The sequence below is a fragment of the Verrucomicrobium sp. BvORR106 genome (assembly GCF_000739655.1).
Taxonomy (GTDB): domain Bacteria; phylum Verrucomicrobiota; class Verrucomicrobiia; order Verrucomicrobiales; family Verrucomicrobiaceae; genus Verrucomicrobium.
In genome coordinates this window covers 1-13,110 of record NZ_BATR01000124.1, presented here as the reverse complement: position 1 = coordinate 13,110, position 13,110 = coordinate 1, and the positions used below count along the sequence as shown (strand labels likewise).

General features: G+C 59.4%; 14 protein-coding genes, 1 tRNA gene and 1 pseudogene. 7 read left to right on the top strand and 9 right to left on the bottom strand.

Features of this window, described 5'->3' with window-relative positions:
• Positions 1-10: 10 nt before the first annotated feature.
• Together BV106_RS23100 and BV106_RS23095 are read left to right on the top strand one after the other, a co-directional pair.
• Entirely contained in the window at positions 11-379 is a 369-nt protein-coding gene (locus tag BV106_RS23100; RefSeq protein ID WP_038168733.1) for a hypothetical protein, read from the top strand.
• A 42-nt stretch (positions 380-421) separates the two neighbouring features.
• Positions 422-1,174 carry a hypothetical protein gene (locus tag BV106_RS23095; RefSeq protein ID WP_265595992.1) on the top strand — a complete coding sequence of 251 codons (753 nt, stop codon included), beginning with the start codon at positions 422-424 and terminating at the stop codon, positions 1,172-1,174.
• Positions 1,175-1,201: 27 nt separating this feature from the next.
• Here the strand turns inward: BV106_RS23095 and BV106_RS23090 are convergent, their stop codons facing one another.
• On the bottom strand, positions 1,202-2,359 hold the full coding sequence (locus tag BV106_RS23090) for an NAD(P)/FAD-dependent oxidoreductase (protein ID WP_038168720.1): 1,158 nt from the start codon (positions 2,357-2,359) through the stop codon (positions 1,202-1,204).
• Between the two features lie 85 nt (positions 2,360-2,444).
• Here BV106_RS23090 and BV106_RS23085 point away from each other — a divergent pair, with 85 nt between their 5' ends.
• Positions 2,445-3,122: a TetR/AcrR family transcriptional regulator gene (locus tag BV106_RS23085; protein WP_038168718.1), complete on the top strand. Its 678-nt coding sequence runs from the start codon at positions 2,445-2,447 to the stop codon at positions 3,120-3,122.
• An 89-nt stretch (positions 3,123-3,211) separates the two neighbouring features.
• Here the strand turns inward: BV106_RS23085 and BV106_RS23080 are convergent.
• The 4 genes from BV106_RS23080 to BV106_RS23065 form a co-directional block, all read right to left on the bottom strand.
• A tRNA-Val gene (locus BV106_RS23080) sits at positions 3,212-3,286 on the bottom strand.
• 166 nt (positions 3,287-3,452) lie between these two features.
• Complete coding sequence (locus BV106_RS23075) at positions 3,453-3,827, bottom strand: hypothetical protein (protein ID WP_038168715.1); 375 nt, start codon at positions 3,825-3,827, stop codon at positions 3,453-3,455.
• Between the two features lie 153 nt (positions 3,828-3,980).
• Entirely contained in the window at positions 3,981-4,349 is a 369-nt protein-coding gene (locus BV106_RS23070; protein WP_038168713.1) for a hypothetical protein, read from the bottom strand.
• 50 nt (positions 4,350-4,399) lie between these two features.
• Positions 4,400-5,002 (bottom strand): flavodoxin family protein, encoded by a 603-nt coding sequence (locus BV106_RS23065; protein ID WP_038168841.1) that lies wholly within the window; start codon positions 5,000-5,002, stop codon positions 4,400-4,402.
• A 117-nt stretch (positions 5,003-5,119) separates the two neighbouring features.
• Between BV106_RS23065 and BV106_RS23060 the strand changes: the two genes are divergently transcribed.
• The gene (locus BV106_RS23060; RefSeq protein WP_051946224.1) at positions 5,120-6,016 is read left to right on the top strand and encodes a LysR substrate-binding domain-containing protein; all 897 of its coding nucleotides are present in this window, start codon (positions 5,120-5,122) and stop codon (positions 6,014-6,016) included.
• A gap of 27 nt (positions 6,017-6,043) precedes the next feature.
• Here BV106_RS23060 and BV106_RS23055 read toward each other — a convergent pair whose 3' ends face one another.
• The 3 genes from BV106_RS23055 to BV106_RS23045 form a co-directional block, all read right to left on the bottom strand.
• Positions 6,044-6,502 (bottom strand): cupin domain-containing protein, encoded by a 459-nt coding sequence (locus BV106_RS23055; RefSeq protein WP_051946223.1) that lies wholly within the window; start codon positions 6,500-6,502, stop codon positions 6,044-6,046.
• A gap of 22 nt (positions 6,503-6,524) precedes the next feature.
• Positions 6,525-7,016 carry a MarR family winged helix-turn-helix transcriptional regulator gene (locus BV106_RS23050; protein ID WP_038168710.1) on the bottom strand — a complete coding sequence of 164 codons (492 nt, stop codon included), beginning with the start codon at positions 7,014-7,016 and terminating at the stop codon, positions 6,525-6,527.
• 99 nt (positions 7,017-7,115) lie between these two features.
• Positions 7,116-8,906 carry a sulfurtransferase gene (locus BV106_RS23045; RefSeq protein ID WP_038168709.1) on the bottom strand — a complete coding sequence of 597 codons (1,791 nt, stop codon included), beginning with the start codon at positions 8,904-8,906 and terminating at the stop codon, positions 7,116-7,118.
• Positions 8,907-9,026: 120 nt separating this feature from the next.
• Here BV106_RS23045 and cysS point away from each other — a divergent pair, with 120 nt between their 5' ends.
• The 3 genes from cysS to BV106_RS23025 all read left to right on the top strand — a co-directional run bounded on the left by cysS (position 9,027) and on the right by BV106_RS23025 (position 12,438).
• Positions 9,027-10,466 (top strand): cysteine--tRNA ligase, encoded by a 1,440-nt coding sequence (gene cysS / locus BV106_RS23040; protein ID WP_038168706.1) that lies wholly within the window; start codon positions 9,027-9,029, stop codon positions 10,464-10,466.
• Positions 10,467-10,548: 82 nt separating this feature from the next.
• Complete coding sequence (gene hemB, locus BV106_RS23035; RefSeq protein WP_038168704.1) at positions 10,549-11,532, top strand: porphobilinogen synthase; 984 nt, start codon at positions 10,549-10,551, stop codon at positions 11,530-11,532.
• A gap of 441 nt (positions 11,533-11,973) precedes the next feature.
• Positions 11,974-12,438: a hypothetical protein gene (locus BV106_RS23025; RefSeq protein WP_265595991.1), complete on the top strand. Its 465-nt coding sequence runs from the start codon at positions 11,974-11,976 to the stop codon at positions 12,436-12,438.
• Between the two features lie 202 nt (positions 12,439-12,640).
• Here BV106_RS23025 and BV106_RS23020 read toward each other — a convergent pair.
• Positions 12,641-13,110: pseudogene (locus BV106_RS23020) on the bottom strand (AarF/ABC1/UbiB kinase family protein); the annotation flags it as partial.

Sequence of the window (13,110 nt, the reverse complement as noted above, 5' to 3'; positions counted from 1 at the left end):
AAGCAAACTCATGAAACTCCTTCTGCTCCTCTGTTCGCTCATTGCTTTCACCTCGCTGGCAAAGGCACAGCTTCCTCCAAAGGAGCCTAGCCGCATCAGCACGACCGCGAACCTGCGAGATTTCCTGCTCACCAACAAGTGGTCATGGCGCAATGTGAGCGCTGGGGTGCCGGATCGGGAGTGCGTGTTCATGCCTGACGGCACATTCCGCCATCCGCATTTCACAGCGAAATTCGTCATCAAAGACATCAAGACCGTGGAGCTCAATCGCAAAGGCGGAGAGCACGCCGTGATGACTTTCAGTGACGACTACGCAACCTTCGAAGTGCTCGACTTCGACAAGGCCCGGAGAATCACCGGCAAGCGACAGCCGAAGTAGACCCCTGGCAAGTACGCGAAACTAACCTAATCACCAACTTCTATGCGTGCATGTCTAAAGCTTCTTGTGGCCAGCCTGATGTTTCCAGCCTGGTGCATGGCGACTCCTGCAACAGAGGCGGAGACCACTGAGATAAAAGCGCATATCGAGGAATTGGTTTTCAACCACGAGCGGGCCAAGGAGACGCCATTGTTTAGCCCGGGTACCGGTGGCAAAGACGATGCTGAATACGTAAGGCAGTTTAAAAAGTGTCAGTTGGCATTTCTCAAACTGAAAGAGTTCAAGGACAAAGCGTTCCCGCATCTCCAGAAGCATCTCGTGGATGAGCGTCAGTCAATCCCATTTCGGAACCATTACTTGAATCACTCAGTGGGTGCCGCCTGCTACGCAATTATTAGTTTCCAGCTTGAGGATCGCCCGAATGACTACTCTTCCTACGGTTACATGAGGAAAGGCAGGGATGGCAAAGACCATCCCAAGCCCTACCACGATGGCACTGCGTTTGATGAAGCGGGAGGATTGGCCGAGTGGCTACAGGTCAACAAACATCTCTCGTACCAGGAAATGCAGGTAAAATGCCTTCAATGGCTGTTGGAAAGGGAAAAGGCGATCGGCGCATTCGACCCAGAGAGCTACTTTGAGAACATCCTGCCCCTTGAAATTCGAATACTGGAGCGCAAACAAGAAACGGGTGCAAATGTCGCCACTGACTTGGAAGATCTCCGCACTAGACTCAAAAACAAAGACACTTCCACCATCCCTAAGAGCCTTCTGCCTGCGCCCCTCGAGAAATAGTCGAGCATTCCTCTCATTCAATCAGTTTCAAAGGGCGTGCTGCCTCACGCTGGCAAAGAACTCAACCAAGCTCTGAGGAGCATTGTCGTCCAGGCACATCTTGAGCATGTGCTCTGCTTCGACGGTCGCATTCGAGCAACGGGAAAACATCTCCTCTTCGTAGGCTACCAATGCCGCCTCGATGTTGCTTGGATGAGCGCCGATGGCTTTCCCAAGATTGGCACCATCGTACATGGCAAGGTTGGCCCCTTCACCCGCCGGCGCCATCAAGTGGGCGGCATCGCCGAGCAAGGTCAACCCGGGAACACGATCCCACCGATGATCAAACGGGAGCGTGTGAAGCAGCCGCGGCACCGGGGCGGATTCACCGTCGGTGATGAGCGCGGTCAACTCTGGAGCCCACCCGCGAAATTCCTCGGCGACGCGGGGCGTCGCAACCTCTGGCACCGAGAAGTCGATGCTGTTGAACCAGTCCAGCGGCTTGTGCAACGCGACGTACGCGTGGAGCACGCCATCAGGTTCACGATGCGCCATGATTCCCCTGCCCGGCGCCAGTGCGAACATTGAGCCGCTGCCAACCGCCTTAGCACTCGCTGGATGCCGGACATCGCCATCCAGCAAGTATGCCTCGATGAACGAGATGCCGAGATAGACAGGCTTTGCAGGCGAAAGGAGTGGGCGGACCTTGGACCAGGCGCCATCGGCACCCACCAGAAAGTTGGTCGAGACTGCGGAGCCATTGGTGAAATTCACCGTGTGCAGCCCGCCGCCCATCGGAGAAACCGATGCGACTTTGTGTCCCCACTGGATGGTGCCTTCTGGGAGGGAGTTGATCAGGATCCGACGAAGCTCTCCCCGCGGCACCTCGGGACGCCCGCCGTCGCCGGTGTCGGGTTCATCAAGCAGAACTTGCCCGTGCTGATCGAGCACCCGCGTGGCCTGACCACCAGGATGCACGATTGCGAGAAACTCGTCGAAGAGTCCTGCCTCCTTTAGCGCGAGTTGTCCATCGCACTCATGAATGTCCAGCATGCCTCCTTGGCCACGAGACGTGGGCGATGCCTCGGCTTCATAGACTATCGATGGGATGCCGTGAACATGGAGGACGCGTGCGAGCATGAGCCCGCCCAGGCCAGCCCCGATGATGATGACGTCAGTGGTCCTGGATGGCTGGCTATCATTCATAGTTTCGAAACTCCATAAGCGGGATAATGGAACACTGTTCCATTCTTAAAACTGGAACATCATTCCATTTGTGTCAAGATCGGCAATGCCGAGAAAGTCACGGACCTCCCCAAGGCGTGAGGAGTCACTCACGCGGGATCGCATCATTGATGCCGCTGTAGAACTCCTGGACTGCAGCGGAGAAGGCGGCCTGACTTTTCGAGCACTGTCGGAACGTCTCGCCACCGGTGCAGGTGCCATCTACTGGCACATTGATAACAAGGAGGATCTGGTTACCGCCGCCTGCGAAGCCATTGTCGCCCGCACGCTGGAGACGACCGTCGAAGGTGCGAACCCCAAGGCCGCCATTCGAGCTCTCGCGCTCGGGGTGTTCGATGCCATCGATGCCCATCCCTGGGTGGGCTCCGCACTCACGCGCGCCATGGGGCAACAGCCCATCCTCCGCATTGTGGAACGGATCGGTCAGCAGGTTCGCCAACTGGGTGGGTCAGGCGACCAGCAGTGGGCCGCGGCCTCCGCACTGCTGCACTACATCCTCGGCGTCAGCGGGCAGAACGCAGCCAATACCCAGTATGCCCGGACCCACGGCTTGGATCGATCCGAGTTCCTGGAGGCGATGTCCAACACCTGGTCTCAACTCGATCCGGTTGAGTACCCCTTTGCCCGCAGTGTCACCCACCAACTGCGCACTCATGATGATCGGGCAGATTACCTGGCAGGCATTGATCTTATCCTCGCCGGGATCGATGCCCACAGGGCATAAAAAACCGCGGCCGTCGTTGGCATATTGACACAAAAAAACCGCAGAACTCGAAAGGGAGTCTCTCTGCGGGTGAACTGTTACTTGAAGGATGGTGCGCGATACAGGGTTCGAACCTGTGACATCTTGCGTGTGAAGCAAGCGCTCTACCACTGAGCTAACCGCGCGTCGCCGAAGCGGAGGTTTATGTACCTCAGACCAAAAACTTTGCCACTAAAATCTTCACTTTCTTGAACTTTTTTTCGGGGTCCGAGAAGCTCTCACCCGTTGCTGCCGAGCAACTTCCCTCCCCCCTTCGATCATCTCCTCGGGGCCAGGTCCATTGAGGTCAGTTTAACCTGGCTTGGTCGCGGGTTCCCAAGACTCCGCGGCTTTCCCTGTGCCCACGAGTTCGTATTCTTCCGCCTCTTCCACTTCCTCCTCCAGCGGGGCAAATCGTTCTGAGCGGAAGCCAAGCTCCTGCTTCACGCTAGAATGCGGATCATCCGGATTGCGCAGTTCTTCCAACAAGAGAAGGAGGTCAAATTCAGCCCCGCTCAGCTTGATCTCAGCATCATCGTTCACCACGAAGGTGGGATTGGACCGTCCCACCCCTACTGCCCGGACAGTGTAGATCCGGTTCTTCTTTGGCAGAGCCCGGTACAGGTCATAAACCCACGGGTCGAATTCGTCGTTGATGCACACCACCTGCTGGCCGGTCTTGAACATGATCGTCGGGTCGGAATGGAGATTGGTCGCCTCGGGTGAGGGGGAAACCGATAGCACAAGGTCTGGAGCACCGCCACGAATATGCACAACTACAAGAAGAGGCGCAGGTTTCCCTGCGCCTCTCTTCGGGGGCCGATGGTGATCTTCAATCCGTTATCTCACCAGAGCGGCAAAACGATTCCGTTCGCTCCACAAGAGGAACAAGGAAAGCACAGCTGCCAGCAACGCTGGCGGGTTGAACCCCTTGGAAAGGAACAGGTCATAGAGGTTGATGTTGATGATGATCGGCCCGAGCACGAGGAGCCCCAGCGGCAAGGAGCGCTTGCTCAGCACCAACAGGCCGCCGACGACCTCAAGCGCCTTGATGACTGCCAGATAGCCACTGACGAACATGGCACCGAGGAAGGCCCCGGCCTGACCGCTGGCGGGTGGCACCGGGATGAACTTCAGCCAGAAATTCAGGCCAAAAACAATGAAGATCAAGGCGAGGAGGAGTCGTGCGACAAGGGAAGCAGTTTTCATAAAGGAGGAGCGCGAAGGGGTGAAGGATCGACAAGGTGGATGCCCAAAAATCAGGCCTGAGCGGAAGCCGAGTTGAAGCGCAGAGTCACCTCCGCCAGATGGCGGCCATAGGTCTCCGCCGTGAGCAGGTCACCTGTATCCACCTTGGCGGGAGCACCGGGATTCATCGGCGTGGCACCGGCTGCACCGGTGTAGAACCCAAAGCGATTCAGGCCATCGTCCTTGCCAAAGTTGAAGGAAGGGATCTCCGGGAAGTTCACCCAGATCATGGCCTGCTGAGCCGCCAGCGCGCTGAGGTAGTTGAGCGTCACGACCTTGTCCCCGCTGGGAGAGCCGCTGTGCGTGAAGCCCCCGGCAATCTTGTTGCGCCAGCCGCGCTGGAACCAGATCATGCCCGTGGCATCGGCGAAGGCTTTGAACTGCGCGGAAGGTCCGGCCATGTAAGTCGGGGTGCCGAAGATGATGGCATCTGCAGCCGTGAGTTGGGTCAGGACCTCATTGTTCGTGTAGCGGCCTTCCACGATGTCTTTGCCCTCGATCGGAATGAGAGTGACATCCACTCCGGCTACAGAGCTTGCTCCGCTTTTGACGGCCTCAGCCATAAGAGCGGTGTGACCTGAGCCGGAGAAGTAAACGATGGCGATGTTTTTCATGATGATGATGCTTGGAAAGGGGGTCGTGGTTGACACCCCGAGCGAACCACCGGTCATCGCATTGTTCTAAGATGATCTAACTTGCCTTGGCATACTCCAAAGGTATGCTGGAGCTGCATGGAACTCCGCCACCTCCGCTACTTCGTTGCTGTCGCTGAAGAGCAGAACATCACGCGAGCCGCGGAAAGGCTGCATGTCTCCCAGCCTCCACTGAGTCGGCAGATTCGCGATCTGGAGGACGAGCTGGGCGTGGATCTGCTGGAGCGGACGGCCAAGTCCGTGAAGCTGACGCAGGCTGGCCGGGTTTTCCTCAATGAGGCGCGGGCGGTGCTGCAACGGGCCGAGGAGGCCATACAAGCGGCCCGCGATGCAGCGCTCTCCCAGCTCAGCGAGCTGCACGTGGGGTATGCCCCCTCGCCTACGGTCGAGATCCTGCCCCCTGCCCTACGGGCCTTCCGCGAGTCTTCGCCCGGCGTTCGTGTCACCCTGCACGATATGACCTCTGCGGAGATGCTTGCGGGCCTGAGGAAGGAGGAGCTGCATCTCGCCATGCTGGTGGCTCAACCCAACAACATCGTCCAGGGCATTGTGTACCAGCACCTGCGCAAGTATCGCGTAGGCGTGGCGGTGCCTCCCGGGCACCCGTTCACTCGCAAGGAGGCGGTGACCGCAGAGGAGATCGTCGCCGAGCCCCTGGTGGCCTATACTCGGAAGGACTACGCCGACTACCACGGCTGGATCTCCCGCATTCTGGGCGTCCCCGCCAAAAAGCTGCACATTGAAGAGGAATGCGATGGCGCCCTCAGCCTCATCGCGGCGGTGGAAGGCGGCCGTGGCATCGCCATCAGTGCCGAGAGCCTGCTTTGCATCTCCGGACCCCGTATCGAGTTCGTTCCGATAACCCCTGCACCTCCCGAGATGGAAGTGGTGCTGGCCTGCCGTGATGACCTGCAGGATGCCACGGTCGAGCGGTTCATGAAACACGCCAAAGCCGTGGCCAAGGCCGGCAAGTAGGCTGGATGGTCGGGGCCGACCATCCGATCACACAAACACGATATCGTGCTCGGCGCTGATGGCCAGGATGCCCGCCATATCTGGGCCGTCGGGTTTGGCGAATTCCTCGCCACAGCGGGCAAAGTAGTTCTCGATTCCTGCCGGGACCACGGTGATGAGCTGCTTGAGCGGCCCATCGCCAACGTTCTTGAAGGTGTGCACACTGCCCTTGGGCATGAACACCGTACTGCCCGCCGGCACTTCCTCCCAAACTCCGTCCTTGAGGAAGGCCGCCCGACCTTCCAAAACGTGGAACCACTCATCCTCCGCATGATGAAGATGAGGCGGAGGGCCACCACCGGGCGGGGTGACATCGGTGAACAAGGTGTACTGACCTCCTGTTTCACGGGCTCCCAGATGGATGTGCATCTCATCGCCAAAGGCGTGAATGATCTGGCTCTCCCCAGCCCTGGTGATCCAGGGGGCAGCTGTTGCGGTGGTACTCATGGATGGTGTGTGTAAGAAAAACTCAAACCGACGGCCCTTTCTCAGGCGACTGGGACGCGTGGTTTTCGGGCGTCATCAGGACTGTCTCCATGTCCCCCAGGATGCGCCTCAACTCGCGCATGGCCTTGGCTCCCAACTCCGCGGAGAGAAGCTCCTCCACCCGCTGACTGGCACTCAAGGCCGCCTGAACGAAGCGTTCACCCCGGCTGGTCAGCCGAACCCGTCGGGCCCGGCCATCATCCGGATCAGGGCCAATCGTCACATGACCGTGTTCCACCAGATGCTCCACCAGGTATGCCATGCTCTGCTTGGTCATTCCTGCTTGCTCAGCCAGCACTGTGAGGCGCGAGCCCTCTGGCAGAATGTGCCGAAACACCGCGCTGTGGGCTGGTCGGATCTCCGGGAAACCTGATGCCGCCAGCTCCGCATAGACCCGCTCCTGAAGGAGGCGGTACGGGCGACGAAGCGAGGCTCCGAGGCTGTCGGCATGATCGGTGGGATTGAGCGCACTCATAGCAGGCAACGGCACATAGTCAGATAACCTGACCACATTAGTCAGTCAAACTGACTTTTCACCTATTTTGCCCCGGCCCGTATTTTGTTCCCAGCTTTTTTACCGCATTGCCCAATCAGGCAGTGGCATCTCGAACGACATCCGCTCGCCAGTGAGCGGGTGGTTGAAACCCAGTCTCCAGGCATGCAGGCACATGGGCGGACTCCCCAGTTCCAGCGTCTGGGTATCCCCCAAGCCACCCCCTTGGAGGTAGGTGGGATCTCCCACGATATTGTGGCCCAAGTGAGCCAGATGCAGGCGGATCTGATTCGTCCGCCCCGTCACCGGGCGGGCTTCCAACAGACTGGTGCCATCCTCGTCCCGACTCAGGACGACGAAGTCCGTGCGGGCAGACTGTCCCGCTTCTTCATCCACAGCATAGGAGCCCAGATGGCCGGGCTCGGAACTGATGGGAGCATCCACCACAAACTGGTCCGGCACCGGATGTCCCTGCACCCGCACGACGTACACTTTTTCGACGCTGAAGTCTTTGAACTGCTTTTGCAGCAGATTGGCGAAATGCCGGGTCCGGGCACAGACCACCAGGCCCGTCGTATTGGCATCCAGACGGTGCACCAGCCTCGGCCGCTGCGGAGCATAGACCTGGCTCAGGATGTACTGCGCAGTATTGCGGTTGAACCGGCCAGCCGGGTGCATGGGCAGCGGGGCCGGCTTGTCGAGCACGACGATCGCCTCGTCCTCATGCAGCACCTTCAAATCAGCGTTCACCGGGGGCTCTGCCGCAGCCGGGAAATGCTGGACGCAACGATCCCCTGCTGCCAAGACGCTCGCAGCCGTAAGGGCCTCTCCGGACTCCCGGGTGAATCGCCCCGCCTCGCAACGGCGCTGCCACTCCTCCGCATCGATCTGCGGGAAAAGAGCGATCACCACCTCCAGCAGCGGCTTGCCATCGTACTCGGAGGGCACATTGAGCGGGCGCTCATTCTCGTAGGGCACGCTGCCCGGCAGCGGATTCACCAGCTTCTGAATGGCCTCATTTCTGGCCTGCACAGCGTCTCCGCGCTGTTCATCAGTGGTCTTGTAGCAATAGGGACAGGACGTGCTGGGCACGAAGCGAGGATCCTTCTGGTCCTCCAGATCCAGCGGCGTCTGACAGGCAAAGCAGAGAGCAGAGTCCGACTCCTGCAGGCTGGGATCCACCCCCACCCGCTGGTCAAACACGAAACATTCCCCTTCGTAGTGATCCGCGCCGCAGTCTTCGAAGTACTTCAGGATGCCGCCGTCGAGTTGGTAGATTTGCTCGAACCCTTCCCGCTCCATGAAGGGGCCCGCCTTCTCACAGCGGATGCCGCCCGTACAGAACATGACGATAGGCTCTTTCTTCAGCGTCTCGGGGAGTCGGCGCACCGCTTCTGGGAACTCCCGGAAATGATCGATCCCGGGGATGAGCGCCCCTTTGAAGGTGCCCAGCTTCACCTCGTAGTCATTCCGAGTATCCAGCAGGGTCACGGGCCGCCCCTCATCCAGCCATTGCTTGAGGGTCGCGGGAGCGAGCTTGGGAGACGTGCGCTCTCCGGGGGAAATCCCCTCCACCCCGAAGGCGATGATCTCCTTCTTCAGACGCACCAGCATCCTGCGAAAGGGCTGGTGGTCACTGTCGCTGTACTTGGGTGTGAGCGTTTCCAGCCCGGGAATCGCCCGCAACAGGTCCAGAAGGGACTCAATTTCTGCGGCACCGCCTGCCAGGAAGAGGTTGATGCCCTCCGGGCTCAGGAGAATGGTCCCCTTCAGATTCCAGGCCTTGCACTGGGCAATCAGACGCTCTCTCAACGGTTTGAGATCGGCAAGCGTGGCAAACTTGTAGGCGGCGATGTTCGTGAAGACTGGCATGGGGCGGACGGGCAATATGGATCAGCCCGGGGCGCTGCCAAGCACGTTCTGCTCCCCACACACACCTCCACCGCGCAACTGTTTTGCAAACTGCACCACTCTGCGCATACTACTCAACCCATGTCTGAATCCGCCAACCGTCTGCAACTCCACGACACGCTGACCCGCACTGCGCGTGAGGTCTGGCCCTCTGAGGCCGGCACCCTGCGCTTTTACGGTTGTGGACCCACAGTGTACGGCCCGGCACACATCGGCAACTTCCGCACCTTCATCGCCCAGGACGTCTTCCGTCGTGTGGTGGAACTGAGTGGCACGCCTACCCTGCACGTGCGGAACATCACCGATGTCGATGACAAAACCATCCGCGATTCCCAGAAGGCGGGCCAGACGCTGATTGAATTCACCCAGTACTGGACGGAGCGTTTTCACGCGGATTGCGCCGCGCTGAACCTTCTGCCTCCGCACGTGGAGCCCAAGGCGACCGATCACATCGCACACCAGATCAAGATGATCGAGGACCTGATCTCCCACGGCAATGCCTATGCCGCGCCGGATGGATCGGTGTACTTCCGCGTCTCCTCCTATGCCGACTACGGCAAGCTTTCCCATCTGGAGGACCGCGAGCTCAGGGTCGGAGCTGCCCAGACCGCGAACGACAGCGACGAGTACACCAAGGACTCGCTGGCGGACTTTGCCCTGTGGAAGGCCCACAAGCCGGATGACGGTGAGAACTTCTGGGAAAGCCCCTGGGGCAAGGGCCGCCCCGGCTGGCACCTTGAGTGCAGCGCCATGGCCCTGGAATACCTCGGGGTCGAGTTTGATCTGCACAGCGGCGGGATTGACCTCGTCTTCCCCCACCACGAGAACGAGATCGCCCAGAGCTGCTGCGCGACCGGGGGCCGGTTTGCCCGGCATTGGATGCACATCGCCCACCTCATGGTGGACAGCGGGAAAATGAGCAAGAGCCTCGGCAACCTGTACACGCTCGCGGATCTGGGCCATCGGGGCTACTCACCCGCCGTGGTTCGCTACACGCTGCTCAGCGGGCACTACCGCCAGCCGCTCAACTTCACGCTGCACTCGCTGGATGCCTCCCATCAGGCGCTGCTGAAGCTGGCGAAGTTCGAGAAGCAACTGCGTGCCCTCGCGGGAGCCACCGCCGCGCCTTCGCTTGATGAGCTCAAGGCCACCGGCAAGGCGGATCTCTTTGCCGAGGCCTGGGCGGACCTGCTCAATGATCTGAACGTTCCCGGTGCCATCGGGGCTGTCTTCGCCACGATCAACAAGACCAAGCCCGCCACCCTCTCGCCTGAGGCGGCCAGATCCGCCTGGGTAGGCCTGCACTTTGTGCTGGCCGCGCTGGGACTGGAGTTGCCTGTCATCAAAGACGAAGGCGAAGTCGAAGCTCCTGAAGAAGTGAAAGCCCTGGCCGACCAGCGCTGGAACGCCAAACAGGCCCGCGACTGGACCACCTCCGACGACCTGCGCAAGCAGATCGAGCTACTTGGTTGGATCGTGAAAGACTCAAAAGAGGGCTACACCCTCACGCCCCAGGCGTAAGCAGTCATTGGCACCCGCATTCTTCGTACACCCCTCAGAGTTCCTTCCCTCAGTGCGCCCGTTTTCCTCGTCCTCACCCGTCATGGACCTCCCCATCCGTCCCCGTCGCAATCGTCGCACCGAAGCCATCCGCGGTCTGGTGCGGGAAACGGAACTCACGGCAGCACATCTCATCTACCCCCTCTTCCTCCATGCTGGCACCGCCGACCAGCCGATTGAGTCCATGCCGGGCTGTACCCGCTGGAGTCTCGCCGGTCTGGTGCAGGAAGCCGGTGAAGCCCACGCGCTCGGGGTCCCGGCCGTCGTGTTGTTTCCCGCAATCTCCGACAAGTTGAAGACCAAGGATGCCCGTGAGGCCTGGAATGCCAAGGGCCTCGTCCCCAAGGCCATTGCGGCTCTCAAGAAGGCCCATCCCACGCTCACCGTCATCACGGACGTGGCGCTGGACCCGTACAACACGGATGGCCACGACGGACTGGTCGCTGACGACGGACGCATCCTCAATGATGAGACCGTTGCGGCCCTGGTGAAGCAGGCCCTCTGCCATGCGACTGCAGGTGCCGACATGGTGTCTCCGAGTGATATGATGGACGGCCGCGTGGCCGCCCTCCGCTCCGCCCTCGACAAAGGCGGCTTCCAGGACGTGGCCATCATGTCCTACACGGCCAAGTACGCCTCCGCCTACTACGGCCCCTTCCGCGGAGCTCTGGACTCCGCCCCCAAGTTTGGCGACAAGAAAACCTATCAGATGGACTACGCCAATGCCCGCGAAGCTTTGCGCGAAGCCTCCCTGGACGAAGCCGAGGGCGCGGACATCATGATGGTGAAGCCCGCCGTCCCCTATCTTGACGTGATCTACCGCCTCCGTCAGCACAGCCCCCTGCCCGTGGCCGCCTATCACGTGAGCGGCGAATACCTCATGATCAAAGCCGCCGCCGCCAGCGGCTGGCTGGATGAAAAGAAGATCGTCCTGGAAACCCTCACCAGCATCCGGCGCGCCGGCGCGGACATGATCCTGACCTACTTCGCCAAGGATGTGGCGACCTGGCAGAGTGAGGGGAAATAGGAAATAGCGGGAGGGACAGGGCTTCTAAATTAACCACAGAGGCGCAGAGAACACAGAGGATTGAAGGAAAACAGCAAGGAAAGCTTTGCTGGATGGGTCCCTTTTGAAATCTGTTACCAATGACATTGGGAACATTCATTGGAGAGGTCCTCGTGCGTGGCATCCTCGAGAGCCTCCTTTATCCCCTCTCCTATTGGACCGGATCAACGGCATTGAAGGTCGTCACCTCTGGCAGAATCCGGATAGCGGCACTTCGGCGATTCGGAGAACGCAATCGAGACAAGAAGAAGTGGCACCAGATCGACTGGAGTCTCTGGCTCAATCCTGGGTCCACTAAAAGAATCCTCAAGGCAGAATCGGCGTGCCTGTTTGGCACCGTGATTTGGGTGGCAGCAGGGCTCACCTTTTACCTGCTCTCGTGAATGAGCAGTATTTGTGTCTATGAAATCTCGAATCGTCTTACCGCTCATCATGACTGGCGCGATGTTGACGTTGTTCACAGGGTGCCAGACACCGCCAGTCAAAGTCAATCAACCCAACCAGCCCGCCCCAGCCATTCAGTCGTTGGCAGGTCGCTACACTTCTGCAATCTCAGGTCAATCAGACGACAAGTTCGCTGAGGTGCGCATCACCCAGGCGGGCAACCAATACGCTCTCGACTTTGGTTTTGGCTACCTTTATGGTCATGGAGCCGCCCCGGATGCCACGGGTACCGGCTCACTGGACGCCAACGGCGTGCTTGATTTCCAGTTCGAAGACAGCTTTTCCAATCGCGGTCGCGGAGTTTTTCGCGTGGACCGCGGTGGGCACACCCTCTTCATTGAGATAGAACGCGTGGCAGATTCGCGATGCCTGCCCTTCTATGGAGAGATCGCGATGAAGCGCGAAACTGACAATTCCAATTAACCACAGAGCCTCAGAGAACACAGGGAGATTCCCAGGATCAACAAACGAAGGCGACAACGGTTCGCGGTAACATCAACCTCGCAACCTAAACCCAATTCTGTAAATTCCGTTAATTCCGTCTGAAAACCCCCCTGCATTCCATCCTGTTAATCTCTCACAAATCTTGTTAATCCTGTCCCAAAAAGACGCCCCCCTCATCCCGCTAAGGGTCCTTCGAGTCAATACTGCCCGACTTCCGGATGGCCCGATACAGCCGCCAGCCTAGATAGAGGGAGATCACATACCCAGCGGCGCCGAAGATGGAGATATCCCACACCACGGGCGGAGCTTTCATGCTCCAGAGCAGAGATGACCCCAGGAACATGGAGGCCATGATGATGCCCATGACCAGGCGGTTGATGACGTGGTCCAGGTGACGGTGGTCGAGATGCACCTGAAAGTTCCCGGTGCGAATGCGCTGCAAAGCATCCCCCAAGTCCCTTGGGAGAGCTTGAAACAGCAGGTCCCAATCGCGGAAGGTGCGCTGGAGCCTCAGCAGCATGCGTTTGGGCGCGAACCGTCGTTTGATGGCCCGACGATAGAAGGGCTGGATCACCTCACCCAGGCTGAACTTGGGGCTGAGCAACTGCGACGTGCCTTCCAGGAGGACCAAGGTGCGCAGCAGGAGCGACA